This is a genomic window from Brevibacterium sp. OS20, assembly GCF_056837565.1.
Window position 1 is genome coordinate 3866940 of record NZ_CM166367.1, and the last position, 22566, is coordinate 3889505.

At 67.0% G+C, this 22566-nt stretch carries 20 protein-coding genes; 12 read left to right on the forward strand and 8 right to left on the reverse strand.

Annotated features, from left to right (window positions below):
* Nucleotides 1-195: 195 nt before the first annotated feature.
* From ACVZTU_RS17240 to ACVZTU_RS17250, 3 genes are all read right to left on the reverse strand, one after another.
* Nucleotides 196-930: a response regulator gene (locus ACVZTU_RS17240; RefSeq protein ID WP_139467467.1), complete on the reverse strand. Its 735-nt coding sequence runs from the start codon at nucleotides 928-930 to the stop codon at nucleotides 196-198.
* Between the two features lie 127 nt (nucleotides 931-1057).
* On the reverse strand, nucleotides 1058-2983 hold the full coding sequence (locus tag ACVZTU_RS17245; protein WP_139909350.1) for a sensor histidine kinase: 1926 nt from the start codon (nucleotides 2981-2983) through the stop codon (nucleotides 1058-1060).
* A gap of 136 nt (nucleotides 2984-3119) precedes the next feature.
* A complete protein-coding gene (locus ACVZTU_RS17250) occupies nucleotides 3120-5024 on the reverse strand; it encodes an MOSC domain-containing protein (RefSeq protein WP_482400957.1) in 1905 nt (634 codons plus the stop codon).
* Between the two features lie 113 nt (nucleotides 5025-5137).
* Here ACVZTU_RS17250 and ACVZTU_RS17255 point away from each other — a divergent pair, with 113 nt between their 5' ends.
* From ACVZTU_RS17255 to ACVZTU_RS17265, 3 genes are all read left to right on the forward strand, one after another.
* Nucleotides 5138-5431, forward strand: a complete 294-nt coding sequence (locus ACVZTU_RS17255; RefSeq protein ID WP_062862662.1) for a metal-sensitive transcriptional regulator — start codon at nucleotides 5138-5140, stop codon at nucleotides 5429-5431.
* An 86-nt stretch (nucleotides 5432-5517) separates the two neighbouring features.
* The gene (locus ACVZTU_RS17260) at nucleotides 5518-5730 is read left to right on the forward strand and encodes a heavy-metal-associated domain-containing protein (protein ID WP_139909352.1); all 213 of its coding nucleotides are present in this window, start codon (nucleotides 5518-5520) and stop codon (nucleotides 5728-5730) included.
* A complete protein-coding gene (locus tag ACVZTU_RS17265; protein ID WP_482400958.1) occupies nucleotides 5730-8066 on the forward strand; it encodes a heavy metal translocating P-type ATPase in 2337 nt (778 codons plus the stop codon). The genes ACVZTU_RS17260 and ACVZTU_RS17265 overlap by 1 nt, the downstream gene beginning before the upstream one ends.
* A gap of 305 nt (nucleotides 8067-8371) precedes the next feature.
* On the opposite strand, the gene ACVZTU_RS17270 is transcribed toward ACVZTU_RS17265, so the two are convergent.
* The gene (locus tag ACVZTU_RS17270; RefSeq protein ID WP_139467472.1) at nucleotides 8372-8653 is read right to left on the reverse strand and encodes a hypothetical protein; all 282 of its coding nucleotides are present in this window, start codon (nucleotides 8651-8653) and stop codon (nucleotides 8372-8374) included.
* A 475-nt stretch (nucleotides 8654-9128) separates the two neighbouring features.
* Here ACVZTU_RS17270 and ACVZTU_RS17275 point away from each other — a divergent pair, with 475 nt between their 5' ends.
* From ACVZTU_RS17275 to ACVZTU_RS17290, 4 genes are all read left to right on the forward strand, one after another.
* Complete coding sequence (locus tag ACVZTU_RS17275; RefSeq protein WP_139467854.1) at nucleotides 9129-9674, forward strand: hypothetical protein; 546 nt, start codon at nucleotides 9129-9131, stop codon at nucleotides 9672-9674.
* Complete coding sequence (locus ACVZTU_RS17280; protein ID WP_139467473.1) at nucleotides 9674-10639, forward strand: response regulator transcription factor; 966 nt, start codon at nucleotides 9674-9676, stop codon at nucleotides 10637-10639. The genes ACVZTU_RS17275 and ACVZTU_RS17280 overlap by 1 nt, the downstream gene beginning before the upstream one ends.
* A gap of 4 nt (nucleotides 10640-10643) precedes the next feature.
* Nucleotides 10644-11930, forward strand: a complete 1287-nt coding sequence (locus ACVZTU_RS17285; protein WP_139467474.1) for a sensor histidine kinase — start codon at nucleotides 10644-10646, stop codon at nucleotides 11928-11930.
* A 400-nt stretch (nucleotides 11931-12330) separates the two neighbouring features.
* Complete coding sequence (locus ACVZTU_RS17290) at nucleotides 12331-13215, forward strand: M15 family metallopeptidase (RefSeq protein ID WP_259358465.1); 885 nt, start codon at nucleotides 12331-12333, stop codon at nucleotides 13213-13215.
* A gap of 4 nt (nucleotides 13216-13219) precedes the next feature.
* Here the strand turns inward: ACVZTU_RS17290 and ACVZTU_RS17295 are convergent, their stop codons facing one another.
* Nucleotides 13220-13837, reverse strand: coding sequence for a DUF1990 family protein (locus tag ACVZTU_RS17295; RefSeq protein WP_482400959.1), 618 nt, complete (start codon nucleotides 13835-13837; stop codon nucleotides 13220-13222).
* Nucleotides 13838-14005: 168 nt separating this feature from the next.
* Between ACVZTU_RS17295 and ACVZTU_RS17300 the strand changes: the two genes are divergently transcribed.
* Nucleotides 14006-14458 (forward strand): MaoC family dehydratase, encoded by a 453-nt coding sequence (locus tag ACVZTU_RS17300; RefSeq protein ID WP_482400960.1) that lies wholly within the window; start codon nucleotides 14006-14008, stop codon nucleotides 14456-14458.
* Between the two features lie 149 nt (nucleotides 14459-14607).
* Here the strand turns inward: ACVZTU_RS17300 and otsB are convergent, their stop codons facing one another.
* A complete protein-coding gene (gene otsB / locus ACVZTU_RS17305; protein ID WP_482400961.1) occupies nucleotides 14608-17253 on the reverse strand; it encodes a trehalose-phosphatase in 2646 nt (881 codons plus the stop codon).
* Between the two features lie 35 nt (nucleotides 17254-17288).
* On the reverse strand, nucleotides 17289-18170 hold the full coding sequence (locus ACVZTU_RS17310; protein ID WP_482400962.1) for an HdeD family acid-resistance protein: 882 nt from the start codon (nucleotides 18168-18170) through the stop codon (nucleotides 17289-17291).
* A 124-nt stretch (nucleotides 18171-18294) separates the two neighbouring features.
* Between ACVZTU_RS17310 and ACVZTU_RS17315 the strand changes: the two genes are divergently transcribed.
* The 3 genes from ACVZTU_RS17315 (at nucleotide 18295) to ACVZTU_RS17325 (ending at nucleotide 20567) form a co-directional block, all read left to right on the forward strand.
* On the forward strand, nucleotides 18295-18924 hold the full coding sequence (locus ACVZTU_RS17315; protein WP_482400963.1) for an ArsR/SmtB family transcription factor: 630 nt from the start codon (nucleotides 18295-18297) through the stop codon (nucleotides 18922-18924).
* A gap of 87 nt (nucleotides 18925-19011) precedes the next feature.
* The gene (locus ACVZTU_RS17320) at nucleotides 19012-20196 is read left to right on the forward strand and encodes a serine hydrolase domain-containing protein (RefSeq protein WP_482400964.1); all 1185 of its coding nucleotides are present in this window, start codon (nucleotides 19012-19014) and stop codon (nucleotides 20194-20196) included.
* Nucleotides 20193-20567 (forward strand): hypothetical protein, encoded by a 375-nt coding sequence (locus ACVZTU_RS17325; RefSeq protein WP_482400965.1) that lies wholly within the window; start codon nucleotides 20193-20195, stop codon nucleotides 20565-20567. Before ACVZTU_RS17320 ends, ACVZTU_RS17325 begins: the two co-directional genes overlap by 4 nt.
* An 81-nt stretch (nucleotides 20568-20648) precedes the next feature.
* On the opposite strand, the gene ACVZTU_RS17330 is transcribed toward ACVZTU_RS17325, so the two are convergent.
* The gene (locus ACVZTU_RS17330; protein WP_482400966.1) at nucleotides 20649-21107 is read right to left on the reverse strand and encodes a Rieske (2Fe-2S) protein; all 459 of its coding nucleotides are present in this window, start codon (nucleotides 21105-21107) and stop codon (nucleotides 20649-20651) included.
* 213 nt (nucleotides 21108-21320) lie between these two features.
* Between ACVZTU_RS17330 and ACVZTU_RS17335 the strand changes: the two genes are divergently transcribed.
* Nucleotides 21321-22532 carry an MFS transporter gene (locus ACVZTU_RS17335; RefSeq protein WP_482400967.1) on the forward strand — a complete coding sequence of 404 codons (1212 nt, stop codon included), beginning with the start codon at nucleotides 21321-21323 and terminating at the stop codon, nucleotides 22530-22532.
* Nucleotides 22533-22566: the final 34 nt, after the last annotated feature.

Genomic DNA, 22566 nt, shown 5'->3' on the forward strand with positions numbered 1-22566 from the left:
TGTCCATTGCCCTGCGGCGAGACCGGCGCAACGTCGGCCCCACGACCGATTGTTGGGGCGATCCACGGCGGTTTCGGCGTTCAGAACGCCGTGGATCGACCCAACAGTGCTTGCGGCGTCGGTCACGGGCGCGGTGACAGAGCGATCAGCTCGCGGCGTCGGTTACGGTCGGCTGCTCGCGCACGTAATCCGCGGTCAGCCTGCGTCGGGGACGACGGTGTATTCGAGGACGGGACGACCGGCCGAACCGTATCGGGGACGGCGTTCGAGCATGCCGGCGTCGGCCATGGATTCGAGGTAGCGGCGAGCGGTGACTCGGGAGACCCCGAGCCCTTCGGCCAGCTCTGCTGCGGACTGGCCGGGATTCTCATCGAGCAGGCTCTTCACCTCGGCTTGGACCGCATCGGGCACTCCCTTCGCGGTCGCCGCCACGGTGTGCGTGCGCAGGGCCGAGATCGCTTTGTCGACCTCGGTCTGGGTGACCTCGCCGTCGTTCGAATCCCCGCCGAGGCGGTTGCGGAAGGACGAATACGCCTCGAGTTTGGATTTGAAGACGGGGAAGGTGAAGGGCTTGATGATGTACTGGGCGACGCCGTAGGACAGAGCCTCCTGCACGATCTGCATATCCCTGGCAGCGGTGACCGCGATGATGTCGACGTCGACGCGTTGGCCGCGGATAGCGCGGCAGACCTGCAGCCCGTGCCCGTCGGGCAGGTTCATATCGAGGAGGACGAGATGGACGCCGGAGGGATCGAGGCCGTAGATCTGGCCTGTGAGAGCAGCCATCGCCTGAGTGGCATTCTTCGCCACTCCGGCGACGTGATAGCCGTCGATGCGGTCGATGTACTTCGCGTGAGCACGGGCGGCGACCACCTCATCCTCGACGACGAGCACACCGATGCTCGATTCAGGCGCAGTTGTGTCCGACATGCCGCCAGTCTATCTTCACCCGTTTGACAGCGTCCCGGATCGTGTTGCAGTCCCGTCACATCCGGTTCCGGTCCACCTGGGCGGTGCCGGCATCACCGGCGATCACCCGCCCCTATCCGCCCCGCCCCTATCCGACCTGCCCGTCGCCGGACTGTCCGGAACCCGACCTGCCTGCCGCGGTCTGACCCGCCCCGATCTGACCCACATTCCCCGGGTCGGGCAGCCACACCGTGAGCACTGCGCCCTTGAATCGGTCGCAGTCCTCCCCGTGGCCCTGCACGTCGACGGCTCCCCCGAGGCGGCGGATCGCCTGCACGACCAGGGACAGCCCGACCCCGCGGGTGCCCGTCTGCTGGCGACCCTGTCCCTGGTCGGTCTCGACGCCATCGTGCTTCGTCGACCAGCCGCGCTCGAAGATCGCGTCGAGGTATTCCTCGTCGATTCCCGGGCCGTCATCGCTGACCTCGATCGTGAATCCGCCGGGACCGCCGGAGCCGGAGAGTTCGACATGGACTCTCTTGTCCTCGGGCAGTACGTCCTGCCTGCTCAGGGCGTCGAAGGCATTGTCGACGAGGTTGCCGAGGATCGTTGCGAGGTCGCGATCGTCCCCGCCGAGGTTGCCCGTGAGGTCCGCGGTGTCCACCGTCATCTCGATGCCCGCCTCGGCGGCTTGGGCGATCTTCGACAGCAGCAGCGCCGAGAGGACAGGATGGTCGAAGGTCATCGACCCGTCACCGTTGACCCGGTTGAGATCGTCGATGTCCTTGGCCGCGAAGTCGATGGCCTCATCGACGTGCCCGGTCTCGAGCAGGGACACGACCATGTGCAGCCGGTTCGCGTATTCATGGGTCTGCGCGCGAAGGGAATCGGAGAAGGAGCGCACGGAGACGAGTTCGCCGGAGAGCTCGGCCAGCTCCGTGTGATCGCGCATGGTCACGACCCACGTGTCGCTGGCCGCCTCGGTGGGCTGCTGATTGACGACGAGGACACGGTCGTCGGTGTAGTGGATCTCGTCACGAGCCCACCGTCCGGAAGCGAGCAGATCGTGCAGCGCCTCGGGCAGGTCGAGTTCGCGCAGCGGCATCTCCTCCGCCGAGGTGGGGCCCGAGTCCGCATCGTCGCCGGCGGGCGGCATGCCCAGCAGTTCCCGGGCCTCGGTGTTGATGAGCACGATCCCGCGGGCTCGATCGACGAGCAGCAGTCCTTCGGAGACGGCCGTGAGCACGGAGGAGTAGAAGTCGAGCATGCTGCGCAGCTCGTCGGCACCGTAGTCACCGGTGACCCTGCGCAGTCCCCGCGATGTCACCCAGGACGAACCGATGCCGAGGACGAGGGTGAGGACGGCGATGCCGATGAGCCATTTGCCCTGCGCCAGGAAGCCTTCGCGGACCGAATCTGCGGAGCTGCCGACGATGACGGCGCCGACCACGGTGTCCGATCTCAGTCCGTCGACGCCGACGTGCTCGGCGTAGACGGGGGTGACGACGTACATGGTGCCGTCGGCCGGGCCGCCGTCGTTGATGAAGCGCACGGTCGACCTGCCATTCTGCAGGGCCTGTCCGTCGACGGCCTGGGCCAGCTGGTCGATGGAGTCCTCGGGGATCTTCCCGGAATCCGCCGAGGCGGTCTTCGCTTCCAGCGCCTGCTGGCGTCCGGGTGAGCCCAGGGTCGGCGGCGTGAGGAGGAAGTCGATGGGTACGACCGCGGCGATGTCGAAGCCGTATTGGCTGATGACGTTGTCCAGCAGCGTCTGAACGTCGTCGCGGGATTCGGAATCGAGGTAGTCGTCCTGGCCGACGTCACCGGTTCCGACGAGGCCCAGTGACATCGAGATGTTGTCCGCGGCCGACCGCAGCAGGTCCTGTTCGCGCTTCGTGTTGAGTTGGGAGAGCTGAAGGTAGAGCAGACTCGTCGTGAGCACCATGATGCCCACGAGCATGATCGAGTTCGCGAACATGATCCGCCCGGCCGCGGAGAGGCGGACCCACCGACTCAGGCGACCCACCGGTCCGGCGGGCCCCTTCGACAGCACGGTGCGCTTCTTCTTCGGCATGGAATCCATTGTGCCACCCGCCCAGCCGCCGTCTGCCTGATCGGGCCGGCAGCTCATTCGGCGGGTTCAGAGGGCCGGCTGGGTCAGTCCGCCTAGTCAGTCAGCCGCGCCATTCCGGCCGGTCAGCCTGCCGGGTTCAGAGGGCCAGACTGATGGGCCCGGCGGGAACCGCGGAGCACACGAGCACCTCGTCGCTCTCGACGCGGGCGGCGGGTTCGATCGGATAGAGCACGGACCCGGCGGCCAGGGACACCGAACAGGTTCCGCAGGATCCGCCTCGGCAGGAGCTCGGCGAGCGGAATCCGCGCGCTTCCAAGGATTCGAGCAGGGTGCCTTCCTGCGGCTGCCAGACGAAGCTCGTGCCCGATTCCTCCAGTGTCACCTCGGCGGGCGAGCATGCGGCGATAGCCTCGCTCATTCCCGTGTTCGGAGAGGCGAAGGTCTCCTGGTGGACGGCGGGAACGCCGGCCTCGTCAGCAGCGGCGAGTACGGCCGCCGTGAAGTCGCGGGGTCCGCAGACCATGACGTTGTCACAGCCGGCCACCCAATCCACGAGCTCCCGGTGGCCGGGTCGACCGGCCGTCGCGGTGTCGCGGTGATGGGTCTCAACGGGCACGGCACCCGAGTGGGCACGGTCCTGCAGCCGGTTCCACAGGCAGGCGGTGCGGTGATCGCGGTCGACGTGGACGAGGCGGATCCGGTCGGTGGCGGGAAGGTCGGCCAGGCCATCGCTGCGCAGCAGTCCGAGGCTCGGGGTGATGCCGATTCCCGCGGTGATCAGAGCCGTTGTGCCGCCGAAGACGCGGGAGGCGGTCATGGTTCCGTGCGGGCCGGAGGTGAGGATCCGCTGCCCCTCGTCCAGCGACGCCACGGCGCGGGAGCCCTTGCCTTGGGTGCGCACGGCGATGCGGACGATGTCGCCGTCGACGTCGGTGATCGTATAGGTTCGCCAGAACGGTGCGCCGAGGTCGAGATGGACGCGCAGGTTCGTGCCCGGCTCGTCGAATTCGCGGATCCAGCCGAGGTCGTCGCGCAGGGCCACCTCGACGATGTCGTTGCAGATCTGCCGGCGGCCGACGACGGTCATGAACCGCGGAGTTCGTGCGACCTTGACCAGTTCCCGCGGGGCCGGGCCTTCGACCGTGATCTCGTCGCCGGCCGCGACATCGCCGGTCTCGAGGATCTGCCCGTAGATTCCGCAGTGCAGATGCCCGCAGGCGGAGTTGAGCAGACGTGGGACGTTGACGTCGACCTCGGTGGTCGTCGGGTTGACGGTCGTCGCCGGGCAGCGTTCGATCGTCGAACGGATCGCCAGGCGCACGCCGCCGAGGCGGATGATCGAACCGATGAGCGCGAACTCCTCGAACGGGGCGAGTCCGTCGACGAGGATGTTGCCGCGGAACCGCAGCGGGTCGAGCTCGGCTGTGGGAGTGACCGGGTCGTCCGTGTCCGCCGGGTCGACCGCCGTACGACCGGCAGCTTCCGCGCTCAACCCGAGGGCCGCGCGGCCCTCGTCGGTATCGGCGATCGCGGCGACCGTGGCGGGGTTGATGAGCGAGATTCCCGAGCGCTGCGAGTCGAACATCCCCTGATCGGCGACGGCCAGGCAGCGCGGGAATGTACCCTGAGGGGGTATCCGCTCGGAGAGGAACATCGCCGAGGCGGCCCTGCCCTCTTCGTCATCAGTGGAGAAAGTCGTCGACTCCCCCGTCGGGGCCGTGAGGGTCACGGTCGCGGAAATATCGTCGACCGCCTCGGCGGGGGCGCTCCGGCCATCCGGATCAGGTCCGGGCGCGGATTCGGCGCCGACCGCCTCGGGGAGGGTCGTTGCGACCTGCCATTTCTGCAGGTCGGTGTCGTTCTTGAGCACGGTGAAGGCGGAGTACGAGTGCCAGGCGTCGGCGGGGACGTCGAGGCTGCCATTAGTGAACGCCGCGATCCGGTCGCCGCGGATTCCGCGGTCCTTGACCACTCGGGCCTCGGTGAGCTCCTCGGCGGGGAATCCCTTGACCGGGAACCGGAACAGTCTGGCAGCACGCATGATTCGATTGTAGGAGCCGGAGAACACGTCAGGGTCAGGGTGAGAGCAAACGCACAGCCGCCTCGGCGAGGATCGACCTTGATTTATACCCTATAGGGGTATACGGTGTGAATATGACTGAGCAACATGGATACACCCCGCAGAAGGACGCTCTCGCGCGGAGGATGAAGCGGATCGAAGGTCAGGTCCGCGGAATCGGGAAGATGATCGATGAGGACAAGTACTGCATCGACATCCTCACCCAGGTCTCCGCCGCGACAGCCGCGCTGCACGCGGTCTCCATCAACCTCCTCGAAGAGCACATAGCTCACTGCGTGGTCGACGCCGCCTCATCGGGCGACGACGAAGAAGCGCGGAAGAAGGTCGAGGAGGCATCAGCCGCCATCTCCCGACTCATCAAGAGCTGAGCGGAGGGCCGCGTCCGCCCGATCGGGGTGCGACGACGCCTGAGGCTCTGACATCGGGAAGCACTCACAGCTGATAGGAGAGCACAATGACGACCACCACCATCACCGTTTCGGGAATGACCTGCGGACACTGCGAAGCCGCTGTCAAGGAAGAGCTCGGCGCACTTGCGGGCGTCTCGGACGTCGCGGTTGACCTCAACGCCGGGGGCGATTCCCCGGTCACGATCACCTCGTCGGACGCACTCGACGATGCGGCGATCCGTGCCGCCGTCGATGAGGCCGGCTACGAGGTGAAGTGATGCCTCGCGAGCTCGAGCTCGACATCACGGGCATGACCTGCGCGTCGTGCTCGGCGCGGATCGAGAAGAAGCTCACCCGCCTCGACGGGGTCACGGCGGAGGTCAACCTGCCGCTGGAGACCGCGCATGTGGTCGTCGATTCCGAACTCAGCGACGACGACATCACCGCCGCCGTCGAGAAGGCCGGCTACGGTGCCACGGTGCGCAGCCCCGGCGCAGGCAGTGCCGGTCCGGAGATCGTCGACTACGATCCCCGCCACCTGCGACCGCGCTTCGCAGGCGCCCTCATCCTGGCCGTGCCGATCGTCGCGATCTCGATGGTCATGAGCTGGCACTTCACCGGGTGGCACTGGATCGTCGCGATCCTCGCCCTGCCGGTCGTCACCTGGGGTGCGTGGCCGTTCCACTCGGCGGCGTACAAGGCTGCCCGCGGTGGATCGACGACCATGGATACCCTGGTCAGCGTCGGCATCACCGTCGCGAGCCTCTACTCGTACTTCACGCTGGGCCGGGCCGTCGCCGACGGTCACGGCTGGGCGATCCCCGCCGAGTACCACGTGTGGTTCGAGGCGGCCGCGGCGATCACGGTGTTCCTGCTCATCGGCAAGCTCACCGAAGACCGGGCGAAGAACCGGGCGACGGCCGCGCTCAAGGCGCTGCTCGACCTCGGCGCGAAGTCCGCGACCGTGCTGCGGGAGGGTGCCGCCGCGAACAGTGGGGCCGCTTCGGGCGGGGCTGCTGCGAATGGCGGCCGTGTCGAAGTGCAGGTGCCGATCGACGAGCTGACCGTCGACGATGTCTTCCTCGTCCGTCCCGGCGAGAAGATCGCCACCGACGGCGAGGTGCTGACCGGTCATTCGGCCATCGACGAGGCGATGCTCACCGGCGAATCCGTGCCGGTCGAGGTCGGCCCCGGAGATTCCGTCACCGGAGCCACGATCAACACCTCCGGTGTGCTCGAGGTCCGCGCCACCCGAGTGGGTGCGGACACGACGCTGGCGGCCATGGCCGATCTCGTCTCCCGTGCGCAGAACGGCAAACCTGCCGTGCAGCGGCTGGCCGATCGGATCTCGGCGGTGTTCGTGCCGATCGTCTTCGGCATCGCCCTTCTCACCCTGCTCATCTGGGGCTTCGTCACCGGTGAGTGGGCGGCGGGGCTGCATGCGGCGCTCACCGTGCTCATCATCGCCTGCCCCTGTGCCCTGGGTCTGGCCACACCGACGGCTCTCGCAGTCTCGTCGGGGCGCGGATCTCAGCTGGGCATCCTCGTCTCCGGGCCCGAGGCGCTGGAGTCGACGCGGTCGATCGATACGGTCGTCCTCGACAAGACCGGCACCCTGACCACCGGCGTGATGCGCCTGACCGGAACCGAGCTCTCGCCCGCGGACTTCGATGTCCTGTCCCGCTTGGAATCGCGCAGCGAACATCCGATCGCCCGCGCCATCGTCGACGCCGCGCCCGAGATCGTTGGGACGGGTTCAGCGGGAGCCGCCGCGACCGAGTCTGTCTCGACCGGAACTGTCCCAACTGAGCCGAGCTCGATGGGATCGGCCGAGGATTCGGCCAGGGCCGCCTCGGCGAGGTCGGTCGAAACCGCGACCGGGTCATCGGTCACGGATTTCGAGAACATCGCCGGCGGCGGACTGCGGGCCACGATCGACGGCGCCGAGGTGCTCGCCGGTCGCCCTGATCTGCTCCGGGAACGCGGAATCGCGGTCGACTACCCGACCGATTCGATTCCGCGTGGGGCCACGATCGTCGCACTGGCGATCGACGGTCAGTTCCGCGGGTTGAGCTTCGTCTCCGATGAAGCCAAACCGACGGCCAAGGCGGCGATCGACGAACTGCATTCGCTGGGACTGAGCACCGTGCTGCTGACCGGGGACAATGCCCAAGCCGCCGAGGTGGTCGCCGAGGCTCTCGGGATCACCGAGGTCCGCGCGGATGTCCGCCCGGAAGGCAAGGTCTCCGTGGTCAGCGAACTGCAGGGGCAGGGCCGGGCCGTGGCCATGGTGGGCGACGGGGTCAACGACGCCGCCGCACTGGCCGGTGCCGATCTCGGCATCGCGATGGGGTCGGGCACGGACGCGGCGATGGCGGCTTCGGATGTCACCATGGTCAAGTCCGATCCACAGCAGATCCCGCAGGCGATCCGACTCTCGCGCCGAACCTTGGGGCTCATCAAGGGCAACCTGTTCTGGGCCTTCGCCTACAACACGGCAGCGATCCCGATCGCGGCGTTCGGTCTGCTCGACCCGATGATCGCCGGTGCAGCGATGGCGTTCTCGTCGGTGTTCGTCATCCTCAACAGCCTCCGCCTGCTGCGCTTCAGGTAAGCGCGGCGGGGCGGACCGCGACGGAGCTGCGGCGGGGCCCTCCGGCGACGGAGCTGCGGCGGGCACACGTCGGCCGCACAGCGGTAACCGACAAGCTGCCTCTTCCCCGACTGCGAGCATCACCCACTGAAAGCGCCATAACGCCCTGCAGGAGCAGGGCGTTATGGCGCTTTCGGTGTCTGATGCCTCAGCAGCTGTAGGAAGTGACAGTCACGCGAGGTGGTGCCGCGAGAGGGAAGTCGATGCCGGCGCCGCAGTGAACGTCTCAGCGCAGGGCCGGCGTCTCGGCGCAGGACTGGGACGTCTTACCGCATGACCGGGTAGGACTGGTTCTGGTTCTGCGTATCCTTGCGCATCACCCAGTTGAGGTAGCTCGTGAAGCCCGACACCAGCACAAATGCGGCTCCGGCGTAGATGAACGCGTAGCCGAAGGCGCGGCCGTCCTGCCAAGCTCGAGTGACGATGATCGCGAGGACGAGAGTGACGATTCCGCAGACGGCGCCGACTTTGATCGCGTCCTTGTAGGACACCGTGCTGGTGGGCTTGCCGCCTGTGGACTTCTTCTTCGGGGTGTTCGTGGGCGCCATGCCGCTCATTCTACCGGTCCGACCTGAGAGCAGTCCCATCCTGTGGGCGAGATCAAATCTCGGTCGACCCCAACTGGAACTTCGATTCCACCGGCACCGAGGTGGGCCCCGCCAACCGTCCGTCCCAAGCACCGAGGCGGCCACAAGACGCCTTGAAACCGGCGGACGACACGACGGCAGGTGGATCCGACGACGGCGCTGACCCCTCTGCGCCGATGATCAGGTGGACTACAGGCTCGGAACAGGCAAAAATGAGGATGTGCCCGTCACTGTCAGACGCGCCTCCGGGGAGGAGCTGCGCTCATTTCACTCCAGCCAGGCCCCGCCTGGCTGTGAATCATGCGCGGACACCACTGCACCGACGACCACCGCCGCAGGCGTCGCAGCCGTCGGCCCCGGCCCCCTCGATATTCCCCACTCGGCATCCCCCCGTCGCACACTCCGCACCGTCACCGCACTCCTCCTCGCGGTAGTCATGACTCTCACCGTCACAGCCTGCGGCCCCGATCGCGGCCTCAAGGTCTCCCCCGAGGGCAACCCCTCCCCCTCTCTCTTCGCCCCCAACACCGAGGCAGCCGGCCAGGCGAACGAACCGTTCTCGCTCGACGAGGTCCGCAAGGCCATCGAATCGTCCTCGGGAATCGCCGTCACCGGCAGCGCCACGGAGACCGCCAAGGTCGTCGCTGACTGCAAGGACTGCCTGAAGTTCGCGTCGCCGTTCCTCAGCGGCAAACAGAAGTTCCAGCTGGTCACGGTGGCCAACCCCAAACAGCGGAATGAGATCATCGCCGGCGCTGTCATCAGCGAACAGAAGGGCGAGCCCCGCCTCGAGCTCATCGCCACGGGCAATCAGCTCAAGGTCAGTCCCGGCAGAAATGGGACACTGGTGGTGCAGGAGGCCATGTTCGCTGACGGGGACAAAGCATGCTGCCCCTCCGGCTGGTCGGTGCAGGTGTTCCGCCTGCACGACGGTAGGTTTGAACCAGGTCAACGCTTCACGCGGCTTAATGGAGAAACGTAATGCACATAGTTCTGGTCGAGGATGACGAGGTCATCCGCGAAACGACGCAGATCGGACTCGAACGCTTCGATTACACGGTCTCGGCCTTTGCCGACGGCCGCGAGGGCTACGAGTTCGTCTCCGCCAACGGCGCCGATGTCCTGCTTCTGGATCTCATGCTGCCGACGATGAACGGCGCGTCCATCTGCCGTGCCGTGCGCGAGCGTTCGACGATCCCGATCATCATCATCTCCGCCCGTTCCGATGCCATCGACATCGTCCAGGCGCTCGAGGCCGGAGCCGACGACTACCTCACCAAACCCTTCGACATGCAGGTGCTCAACGCCCGCATCCGCGCGGTCGTTCGTCGATTCATCACCACCGGCACCGACCGGTTCGGCTATTCCCCCGCCCCCGAGGCGGATGAGCATCACGAAACCGTCATCGGTCCCGGCGGCATGGTCACCGGCGACGGCATCCCCGAGGTCCTCGGCGCCAGCCCCGGAATGGACACCCGGGATCGGCTGCGAGCGCAGCTCGAATCCGATGACACCTACCTCGGTGCCGGTGGGAAATTCACCACCGCCCCCGAGACGGATGACGACGAAGAGGCGATCGGCGGCACCGGGGTTCCACCCCGCCCCAACGGCTCGCCCACTGTGGCCCAGGAACCGTCCGGCTCCGACGGCGGGCTGGGTCCGTTCCGCACACGACTGGGATCCCTCGTCCTCGACACCGGCCGGCTGACCGTCGAGGTCGACGGAGAGGAAGTCCACCTCACCCCGACCGAGCTGCGCGTCCTCCTGCTGCTGACCGAGCAGCCCGAACATGTGTACTCCCGGGAGAAGATCGCGTTCACGGTATGGGGATACGAATGGGCCGGTGACTCCCGCGTCGTCGACGTTCACATCCAGCGCCTGCGGAAGAAGATCGGGGCGAACATGATCGAAACCGTTCGCGGATTCGGTTACCGCTTCGCAGGCTGATCGCATGTCGCTGCGCTGGAAGATCTCTCTGCTCATCGTCGCCTCGGTGATCATCGCCGTGCTGTCGTGCTCGATCGTGTTGCGCCAATCCGCCGCACGAGCCGAGGACGACCGGATGCGTTCGACCGTGACGGAGCAGCTGACGAATGCGACGGCCATCTTCTCCGAAACCGGAGTGCTCACCCTCAATGCCCGCATCGACGATCCGGAGCTGCCCAAGGAAGCGCGCAAGTCCGCGCTCAAGGGCCAGAGTGTGACGATCCGGTCCGAGGTCGACGGTGAGGAGATCGTGTGGGCCGCCGCCCCGATCGAGGTCGGTTCGCACACCCAGGTGATCTCCGTGCGCGCCTCGACGAAGGACAGCCAAGAGCTCATCGGCCGCATCGACCAAGCACTGCTGGTGGGCATGATCGGCTCCGCCCTCGTTGTCGGCGGTGTGGGATCGATCGTCGCCGGCCGCATCTCCCGCAGGCTCACCCTCGGCGCTCAGGCTGCCAGGAAGATCGCCGCCGGGGACACGACGACGCGCATCGCCGATGTCATCGACGAATCCGATCAGGAGGTGTGGGCCTTCGCCACTGCCGTCGATACCGCGGTAGCCCGACTGACCGAACGCATCGACTCCGAGCAGCGCTTCACCGCCGACCTCGCGCACGAGATGCGCACCCCGCTGACCGGTCTGGTCAACGCCGCCAACCTGCTCGAAGAGGATTCCCGCCCGGCCGAACTCGTCAAGGACCGGGTCGTGCGCATGCAGGTCCTCGTCGAAGATCTCCTCGAGGTCTCCCGCCTCGACGCCGGCCGCGCCAACCCGGAGTTCACCCGCGTCGACGTCGATCAGGCGATCCGGTCCCTGCTGGGCACGATGGAAGCCTCGGGTGCCCTCGCCGGTCATCAGATCGACACCCATCTGGCGGCGCTGAATTCGACGCTGGTCACCGATGTCCGCCGTTTCGAGCGCATCGTCTCGAACCTGCTCGTCAACGCGATCAAACACGGTGGAGATCCCATCCGCCTGGAGACGAGCACGCGCAGCATCGTCGTCACCGACTCCGGCTCCGGCTACCCACCGGACATCGTCAACACCGGCCCGACCCGTTTCGTCTCCGCCGGCGGCGGCGGAATGGGCCTCGGTCTCGTCATCGCTCAGGGGCAGGCTCGGCTGCTCGGCATCACGCTGATCTTCAGTAACGACCCCGTAACGGGAGGCGCGCGAACCGAGGTGATCTTCCCTGACGAGGAGGCCCAGGATCGCGCGCTCCGGGAGTACATCGAGAGCCGATCCGAATGATTTCGCCGAGGCGGCCCCTCAACTCCATTCAGGGCGCTGACCTGGTCTGATGCCCGGACTCCGAGGTTTCGCTGGACCCAGCCTGGACAACGGCTGACCGACCGCGAGTGCAACTCGTCACCAAAATATGACAGGTTCTATATATTCCCGTTACACTTTTGTGATGTTGTATTGAAGTCGTCGAAACCTCGGCGGTCTTCGACGAGTCACAGTCACACGGAGAGTTATGTCAGAGTCATCATCGACCACAGAACCAACGGTGCGTCGACGGGATCTGCACAGGCGTCGCTCATCGTCCCCGTTCTCACGCGCACGCACCTCGTCGCGCAGCACCGGGGCACCGACCGCGCCTGCATCCACTGACTCTTCTGCCGAGTCCCTGTCGCCCAGGCGCGCAGCAATGGCCGACGAGGCGCGGGCCGCTCAGGCGTCTCCGCGTCGTGCCGCAATGGCGCGTGAAGCAGCCGCGGTCCCCACGACCTTCGGCTCACCGTCTGCCTCGTCTGCCCGTCGGGTCAGCGCAGGAGCCGCCGAGAGCCGCGGGTCCGATGGTGCGCTGCTCAAGTCCGTGCGAAAGAAGAAAGTGCGGACCGTCTCGACTCTGGCAGCCGTCTCAGTGGCGGGTGCCGCCACTGCCGTGACCATGCTGGTCAACAACCTCAGCGGAGGTGCCGAGGTCAAGACCGACCCGACCGCCGCCGGTGAGCCCGCCGCCATCAATGCTGAGAAGGTCAACGCCGACGTCCCGGAAGTCAAGGGAAAGTCATCGATGGAGATCGGCGTGCCGAGCGCCAAGCAGAAGAAGGTCGAAGCCGCGTCCCGCGCTGTTGAGAAGAGCGCCCTGCCCGGCTGCGATGCGAAGCAGAACTTCGACCAGTCCGCCGGCAACGGCGAACTGCCCGACGAGTGGCTGTGCGACCTCGGCAAGGAAGACCACCGACTCCGCGCCGACGCCGCTGTCTCCTTCGCGAAGATGAATGCCGCGTACAAGAAGGACACCGGCAAGGAGCTCGAGATCACGGACTCCTACCGCGACATGGCCGGACAGCTCTCGGTCGCCGGCCGGAAGCCGGGGCTGGCCGCCAAGCCGGGCACCTCACTGCATGGTTGGGGAATCGCACTCGACCTCGGCGGCGGAGTCGCCAACAAGACCGGAGCCTGGAACTGGCTCGTCGAGCACGGAGACGAATACGGCTGGGAGAACCCCGACTGGGCCAAGGCGAGCATGTACGAGCCGTGGCACTGGGAATACACCCCCGCCCGCGACTCGATTCCCGGCAAGTGATCGATCAGCGGCGCAAGGCTCGTCCGTAACGGCGGCGGTAGATGATCTGAGCGAGCCGGACGAACGGTTCGCCGAGTCTCCAGATGCCCAGCCCCGCCCGCGAGACCGACCTCAGGACGAGGAAGACCCGGTCCTCGGCCGTGCGGATGAGGATGAATGACTCCTCTCCGGTGATCGGATGTCCCGGCTTCGTGCCATAGGTGAATCCGCATCGGTCCTCCGCTTCGAAGACGTCGATGACTCGTGAGGGCTCAGGCAGGCGGAAGGGCCCGAGGCGCACGCGGATCGTCGGCTCCTGCCCCGGCTCCACACGAGGCAGCCTACCAGGTCTCACTCCGTCCGCGCGAGCGTCGACATCGGCCGTCGACTCCGCTCCAGCCGCTCGACTGACCATGTCCGCACTTCCGACGAGGACGTCGCCGACGTCCACCTCGATGTCGAAGCCGCTGCGGATCTTGACCTCCCAGTGCAGGAGCTCCTCGGCGCAGCGCTCGAACGTGTCTGTCCCGTGGCCGACGAAGTACGCGGATTCGAAGTGACGGTAGCCGTCGGGACGTTCCAGCCACCTCGGCGAGAGGGGATGCGTCAGCGTCTCCGGGCGCTCCTGTGATTGTTCGGCCATGCCTCCAACCTAACGGACTTGAACCGTCAACCGAACGGACTCGGACCGTGGGACTCACAGTCCGGACGGCTGTGTGGCGTCGACCGGACGGCCACGTATGATGCCAAGAACAGCGGACCTCAATCGAATGTCCGCTCAGCATCTGAGCCAGGATCAAAGGAGAACCACGTGCGCACAATCAACGGCATCGACGAAATCGAATCGCTCATCGGCCAGGAGCTCGGCTCCTCCGAATGGATGACGATGGATCAGGACGCCATCAACACCTTCGCCGATGTCACCGGCGACCACCAGTGGATCCACGTGGACGAAACGCGCGCGGCCGAAGGGCCCTACGGTGCGACGATCGTCCACGGATTCTTCACCCTCTCGCTCATTCCGAAGCTCTCCACGGAGGTCTTCACGATCGAAGGCGTGTCGATCCGAGTCAACTACGGGCTCAACAAGGTCCGCTTCCTCCAGCCCGTCCTCGTCGGCTCCCGACTGCGCGGAACCATCAGCGTCAAGGACGTCATCCGCGGCGACAAGGGCACTCAGGTCATCCTCGAACACACGATCGAGATCGACGGCCAGGATCGCCCCGCCTGCGTCGCCGAGGTGGTCACCCTCCTCGTCGAGTGAGCTGAGCGCGACAGGACAGCTGGCACCACTGAGCGTCCGCCGTCTGACGGCAGGATAAGTGTGCGCAGATTGCCCATTTCCAGCTCGGAGTTGGCAATCTGCGCACATTTATCGCGCGGACAGGGTCCGCCGCGGCAGGCAGCGTTGCCTCAGCTCGGGCGGTGGGCGTCGAGCTGTTGGGCGACGCGGATGTAGCCGAGGTGTGAGTACGCCTGCGGGTGGTTGCCCAGGTGCATCTCGGCGACGGGGTCGTATTCCTCTGACAGCAGCCCGGTGGGCCCGAGCAAGTTGTCGACCTGCCGGAACAGATCCCAGGCGTCGTCGATGCGACCGACCTTGATGAAGGCTTCGATGAGCCAGGTCGTACAGATGTGGAATCCGCCCTCGAGCCCGGGCAGCCCGTCATCGTAGCGATAGCGGAACACCGTCGGGCCGACCCGCAGCTCGCGTTCGATCGCATCGACGGTGGACACGAAGCGCGGATCGTCGGCGGCGAGCAGTCCCGAGAGTCCGACGAACAGTGCGGCCGAGTCCAGGTCCGTCTCACCGTAGGCGACGGTGAATGCTCCGACTTCCTCGTTAAAGCCATGCGTGAGCACGTCGTGGGCGATCTCCTCACGCAGTTGCCGCCACGCACCGGGCGGCTCATGATCGAACCGGTCCGCGATCCGCAGCGCCCGATCGACCGTCACCCAGCACATCACGCGCGTGTACACGTTGTGCTTCGGCGGACGCCTGGCTTCCCAGATCCCGTGATCGGCCTCGAACCACCGTTTGCCCACGGCCTCGACCATCTGACAGGTGAGCGTCCAATAATCCTCGGGCAACTCGCCGAGGTGGTCGCTGAGTTCGTCGAGGAGCTCCGTGACCGGGCCGAACACGTCGAGTTGGACCTGATGTTCGGCGGCGTTGCCGACCCGCACCGGCCGTGATCCGGCGTATCCGGGCAGGTGGTTGAGCACCGCCTCGGTGGTCAGGGCCGAGCCGTCGACGGCGTAGAGCGGATGCAGCTGTTCGGGTGAGACCGTGCGCTCGAGCACCCCCGACAGCCAGGAGAGGAATCCTTCGGCCTCACCGGTGGAACCGAGGGCGAGCAGGGCGCGGACGGTCATCGATCCGTCGCGCAGCCATGTATAGCGGTAGTCCCAGTTGCGGACGCCGCCGATGCCCTCGGGCAGGGAGGTCGTGGGGGCGGCGAGGACTCCGCCGGTGGGTTCGTGGCACAGAGCGCGCAGGGTGATCGCGGAGCGGATGACCTCTTCGCGGTGGTGACCGGGCAGAGTCAGTGATTCGACCCAGTTCGTCCAGAAGTTCAGGGCGCGTTCGCGCACATGATGCTCGCCGCCGGTGGCCATGTATCCGGCGTCGCCCGTGCCCGTCCCGCAGGCGAGGACGAGGACGACGGATCCGCCGGGCTGCTGCGAGGGGACGACGGTCGCCTCGGCGGTGTGGGAGTCGCCGTTCTCGACGATGTCGAAGTCGATTCCGGGGGCGTGGAGTTCGATCGGCTCGGCGGTGCCGAGCACCGCCACACCATCATCGGACCGGGTCATGCGGGTGGGAACCGTGGCGTAGTCGAGCCTGGGTGCGAAGCGGATGCGGGTCGGGGTGTCGCCGGTGAGCACGCGGACGACGATCGTGTCATCGCTGTGCCCGTCGACGGGAGCGAGGTAGTCGACACAGCTCAGTCCGGCCCACCGGGTCTCGAGCAGGGTCGAGTTCCCGAGGTAGCGCTGGGTCAGCGGGGCGGCCCCGTTGGCCGGTGCCACGGCGAAGAATCCTGCCGCCTCGGAGCCGAGGATCTCGGAGAACATCGACGCCGAATGCGGCAGCGGGTGCGGCATCCAGCAGATGCTGCCGGTGGGGTCGATGAGCGCGGTCGACTGTCCGTTGCCGATGAGGCTGTGCCGCTGGATCGGGGTGGCGCGGCGGCCGAAGAGCCAGGACTTGCGCAGCTCGAACAGGGCACTGAGGACGGTGGAGACCTCGGCCGGTGAGTCCAGCCGGAAGTCGGCGTGAGTGGGTGCGGTCTGAGTTCCGACCTTGAGCCCGAGGTCATCGGCGCCGAGGGTTTCGAGAGCGAACTCGTCGGCGGTGTCATCGCCGATGAAGACGACGGCTTCCGCCCCTGTCTGGCTGCGCAGACGGGTCAGCGCGTCGGCCTTCGACGACGGTACGACGGACAGGTCGATGACCTGCTTGCCGCGGGTGGGGTGGATCGGGTGGGCGTCGGCGAGCTTCTCGACAGCGGCTTCGATCTCCCGCCGGCCGGCCTCGTCGAGTCCGCGCAGGTGCACGGCCGCGCCAGTGGTCTTGTGCTCGATGACGTCGCGCGGCAGGGCGCGGGTGAGGTCGGCGCGGAAGTCGGCGAGGACCGCCCGCTGCTCTTCGGTGAGCGTGTCGATGGTGAATGTGTCGGTCTCACCGCCGTGGGACCCGAAGAGGTGGACCTCCCGGGGCAGGCGCGACATTGCCGCGAGGTCACGCAGACTGCGACCGGAGATCACCCCCGCCGAGGTGGACGGCAGCAAGGCGAGCGCGCGCAGTGAGTCGACCGAGCTCTCCAAGGGAAAGGCTTGGCTGGGGATGTCGACGATGGGGGCAATCGTCCCGTCGTAGTCGGTGGCCACCAGCAGCGATGGGGAACGGGAAAGTTCGAAGAGGCGCCGGAAGAGGACGGGGTCGAGTGCTCGGCTGGCTTCGGCAAGGTCGCCCAATAACTCGGAGGACCTCACCGAGGCGGCGATGGTGGCCAATCGGGATTCGGTTGCGCTCTCGTGCTCGACAGTGCTCATCTCACCTCGGGTGTCTCGGTTGGCTCGGGTGCCGGTCAGGGCTCTTTCTTCACTGGAGTATCGGTGTCCGGATCGTCCGGATCACCGGAATCGGCCGAGTCGGCGGCCTCGGTCGTGCGATCGGCTTCGCCGGCGGCATCGGCTGGGTTCGACGTGTCCGCGGCATCGGCTGGGTCGGATGTGTCCGCGGCATCGGACGGGTTCGCATCGTCGGCGGCGTCAGCGGCGCCCGAGGGGGCAGCGTCGGTGGGGTCGGCCGCCTCGGCGGGGGTGTCGATCTGTTCGGGCAGGGCACCGAGCTTGGCCAGTTGGCGGCCCTTGCTCAGGCGAGAGTAGCCGCCGATGATGAAGATCACGCCGGCGATGAGGGTCGCCGCTCCCGTGAAGCCGAGGATCGACAGCGCCTCCATGCCGTCGCCGAAGACGAGGATGATGCCGAGCAGGACGTGGACTCCGGAGGCAATGAGGAAGTCCGAGGCCATGGGCTGGGACCGCAGCTGCCGGTAGGCCCAGAATTCGAGGGCGCCGTGCAGCAGGGCCCAGATGCTCAGGGCCGCGCGCAGTTCGGCGGGCTGGTCGGCGAGGAAGAGGAAGACGATGGCCGGGATCGCGATGACGGCCTGTCCGAAGATCGCGGTGCGCACGTTCAACGGCGAGCGCACAGCCTGGAAGACCAGGGCCAGGGCAAAGAGGATGAGGTAGCCGATCGCGAGGTGGTCGACAACGTCGGTCGGCAGGCTCAGCTGCAGCGGATTGCTCGAATCGCGGGGCCAGAAGACGGTGACGATGCCGAAGGCGACGCCGAGGATTCCGCGTACGACCATGGGCCAGCCGAGTCGACTCGCTGCGGCAATGGCCTGCGGGGCGGCTTCGTTACGCGGGGCTGTGGATTCGGTGCGCGGATCTTCGGTACTCATCACGGCACCAGTCTAGGTCGCCTGCCTGAGTCTGTCCGATCAGCGTCGGTTCAGGGTCGAGCGAGAGCCGCCTCTTCGCTCTGCATGCATTTACGTAATTACGTATTTCCTGTATTGTCGAAGCATGGAACCAACACCGTCGGCAGAAGATCGCCTCTCCGCTCTCGAACAGCGAGTCGCCGAGCTCGAGGCTGCAGCCGCAGAACCCTCTGCATCGCAGGAGCCCGGCGTGACTCAGCAGAAGGCGGACGGAACGTCGTCGATCAGAGCGGAATCACCGGCGCCATCCGGTTGCCCGGAATCGTCAGTCCAACCCGCCGCCGGGAACACAGCCCTGCCGGGCGACACCGAGACGTTCTGGGCGCTGCACGGGCTCGTCGACCACCTCGGCGAGGAGGGCGGAGTGACCTACACCGGGTACACGACTCCCCCGGGCGGCAACGGTCCCGTGGCGTGGCAGATGGGTCTGAGCAGCGCAGGGCTGGCGCAGATCGATTTCGCCGAGGCGGCCGGATCCTTGGCAGCCCTCGGTCACCCGGTCCGCCTGCAGCTGCTCCAAGCGATCTATGAGGGCACGAGCACCGTCGCCGAACTGGGCAAGGACGAACGGTTCGGCACGTCCGGGCAGATCTATCACCATGTGCATGCCCTCGCCGGAGCCGGCTGGTTAGAGAGCGCCCGCCGCGGACACTGGCGCGTGCCCGCTCAGCGAGTCGTTCCGCTGCTCACCCTCGTCCTCATCGGAACGCACTGACAGAACCTCTCGGCGGCGGGCCGCTCGCCCACCGCGCGACCCGGACCCGACCATCACCCATTCCACCCCTGCTGACCAGGAGGAACGATGACTGACTCCGATCTCAACCGCACATCTGCGGCTGCGGGACGGCCGCCTCGGCGAGTGTTGATTGCCGTGATCGCGGCAACCGTCACAGCCGCCGTGCTCGCGGCGATCACCCCGTGGCCGCGCGGCTTCCAAGGCACGCCGACAGGGGACGCCGAGCTCATGACCGAACTCGGGGACGCGCTCGGCAGCCAGCATTGGCAGCATGTGGCCGCGGCCCACATCGACGGAGACGCAGTGACCTTCGCGGGCACCGGAGCCGATGAGCACACCGAGTTCGAGATCGGCTCAATCACGAAGACGTTCACGGCCGCCCTCTTCGCCGAGGCGATCGACCGGGGCGAGGTGAAGGCGGACACCCGCCTCGGCGAGGTCTGGCCGAACCTGGAGGGGAAGGTCGCCGAGGTGACGCTCGAGTCGATTGCGATGCAGCGGTCGGGGCTGCCCTCCCAGGAACCCGCTCCGAGCTTCAGCGACGGGGTGATGAGCGTGCTGTCGAACTACCTGCACACCGACCCGTACCGCGGGGACGCCGGGGACATCGTGGCTAGCCTCAACGACGTGGAGGTGGGCGAGCCGGAACCCGAGTATTCGAACTACGGGTTCGCCGTCCTCGGCCAGGCCCTCGCCGAGGCGGCCGGGCGGGACTATTCCGAGCTCGTTCGCGACCGCCTCACCGAACCCTTGGGGATGAATGAGACGTTCGTTCCCGACTCCGCTGACGGCCTGTCCCATGGGTTCACGGCATCGGGGCTGCCGGCCGCTCCGTGGACTCTCGGCGGCTCGGCATCTGCTGGCGCGATTCGATCGACGACCCATGACCTGTCGATCTGGCTGCGAGCTGTGAGCGACGGAACCGCGCCCGGCGCCGAGGCGGCCGAACCTCGAGCCGACTTCGAGGACGACCGCATCGGCTGGGCGTGGTTCACGACGACGCACGACGGCTCGACCATCACCTGGCACAACGGCGGCACCGGCGGCTACCGGTCTTTCCTCGGCTTCGACAGAGAGAGCGGTGGCGGCATCATCGTCCTGAACGACTCAGCCAACGACGTCGATGAGGCCGCGACGCTCATCGGTGCCGATGCCGGCGCGGATTCCGCCACCACGGCCGAAACCGAAACCGCGTCCGAAACCGGGGCAGCATCCGGGAACGAAGGCTCGGCGAAAGGAGAACGCTCATGAGTCCCGAACTCGTCTCAGCAGTGATCGGAGCCCTCATCGTGGCGTGGGGCGCATTCACCGCGTGGCGAGCGCCCCGCGCGACGTCCCGGATCGGACTGCTCTCGGGGATGGTCACGGCGGTCGTATTCGTGCTGCTCATCCGCCTCATCACACCGTTCGGAGGCTGGGAGAGCTGGTTCATCTACGTCTGGCTGACCGGAATGCTCGTCATCGTCGTCTCCGTCTTCCGGGCCGCGCTCGTCTGGGCGGACCTGCCGTGGCGATCCGACGATCCGAAGGCACGCCGGAACGAAGCGAGCGGGCTCGGTTTCTCCGCCCTGCTCGCGCTCCTCATCGCCGGCACCCTCGTCCTCCCCGGGCTCTTCCTCTGACGGAGAGTGCCCGGCTCCACGAACGGCCGACCGCGGCGGGCTGCGTAGGCCGGCAGCGGCCCGCATCGGGCTCTACGTGCCCTACTGCCCCTTGACCGTCAACGTGCCGCCGCTTTCGGAGACGTCGTACTTCGGCAGCGGTTCCTCGGCCGGACCGGACATCACCTCTCCGGTGGTCACCGAGAAGTTCGAGGAATGGCACGGGCAGATGATGGCCTCCTCGGTGACCCGGGTGACCTGGCAGCCCTGGTGGGTGCACACCGATGAGAACGCGAAGAACTCGCCTTCCTTCGGCTGAGTGATCACGTAGGTGTCCTCGATGACGGTGCCGGATCCGACGGGCACGTCGGAGGACGGCAGGCTCGAGTCCTTCGGCGGCTCCGCCTCCTCGTCGGACGAACACGCCGAGGTGGCCGCCACCGAGCCGCCGATGACCGCCACCGTTCCGGCCACGCCCGCTGTCTTCATCACACGTCGTCGGGTCGGATCCGCCGTTGCGGTCGATTCGACTTCGGCGGGGCTGTTCGGGGTCGTCGTCATCGGAATCTGCTCCTTCTCGCGGGTGCGCACAATCCGCCATGTGCTCACGCAGGCATGGGCTTTTCAGTTCCAGCGTACAATCGCAGTCGGTTCACCGCCTGCAGACAGCTGTCAGGATCGAAGGGCACCGGATCGGTCCTCGGACGATCGGGGCAATGGGTGCGGTGGGCCGCCTCGGCGAGCGACGATTGCGGACGGAAAAGGGGTGCGGCAGTGGCCGACGAAACGGCGGCGGCACACCGGCGGCACCCGGAAGCGCGCGTCGCGACGGGATGGGGATTGGCCGCCTCGGTGTACGTGTTCACTGTCGTCATGATGGGCACCACCCTGCCCACGCCCCTCTACCCGCTCTATGAGGAGCGGTTCGGGTTCGGCACCGCATTCACCACTCAGCTCTTCGCGATCTACGCGGTCGGTGTCATCGGCGCGCTCGTCGTCTTCGGTCGCCTCTCCGACGGACTGGGGCGTCGGCCGGTGCTCAGCCTCGGGGTGATCTTCTCGATCGGCTCGGCGGCGCTCTTCCTCATCGGCTCCCACATCGGCCTGCTGTTGGCCGGCCGGGTCCTGTCCGGGCTGGCCGCGGGGATCTTCACGTCGACCGCCACCGTCACCGTGCTCGAGAACGCGCCGGCCGGTCGCGAACGACTCGCCGGATCCTTGGCGACGGCGGCGAATATGGGCGGGCTGGGACTCGGGATCCTGTCCTCCGGACTGCTCGCCCGATTCGCTCCCGCTCCCCTGCTCACGCCGTTCCTCGTCAATGCGATCATGCTCATCATCGCCGGGGTGGCGCTCATCCTCGTGCGGGACCGGACGCGGGGAGGGGCAACCTCCGTGCGGTTGCAGCTGCCGGGGATTCCCGCCTCGGCGAAGCGCATGTTCCTCGCCGCCTCACCTGGGGCGATCACCGGCTTCGCGGTGTGCGGGCTGTATTCGGCGATCGCGCCGAGCTTCATCGGGCAGACCCTGCACGTGACGTCGACCGCGGTCACCGGCGCTGTTGTGTTCCTCCTCTTCGGCTCCTCGGCGACCGCGCAGGTGCTGTTGCGCGGGTTCAGCGACCGCCTGCTCATCGTCGGCGGGACCGTGACCATGATCGTGAGCATGGGTGCGCTCGTCTTCGCACTCATGGCGGGGTCGCTGCCGGTGCTCATCGTCTCCGCAGCGTTGGCAGGAGCCGGGCAGGGGCTCGTCTTCATGACCGGGATGCGCGCGATCACCGCGGTGACTGCGCCCGAGCACCGCACCGAGGCGACCACCTCGTACTTCATCCTCGCCTATGTGTTCATGTCGGTTCCGGCGATCGGTGCCGGATTCCTCGCCGCCGAGGTGGGACTGGCGAATGCGACCGTCGTCTTCGCCGTCGCTGTGGCCGTGGTGTGCGTGTTGGGCCTCGTGGCGGCACGGAGGTTCGCGGGCCGTTAAGTATGGGATTGCCGGGTGCTGTGGGCTGTCTCCG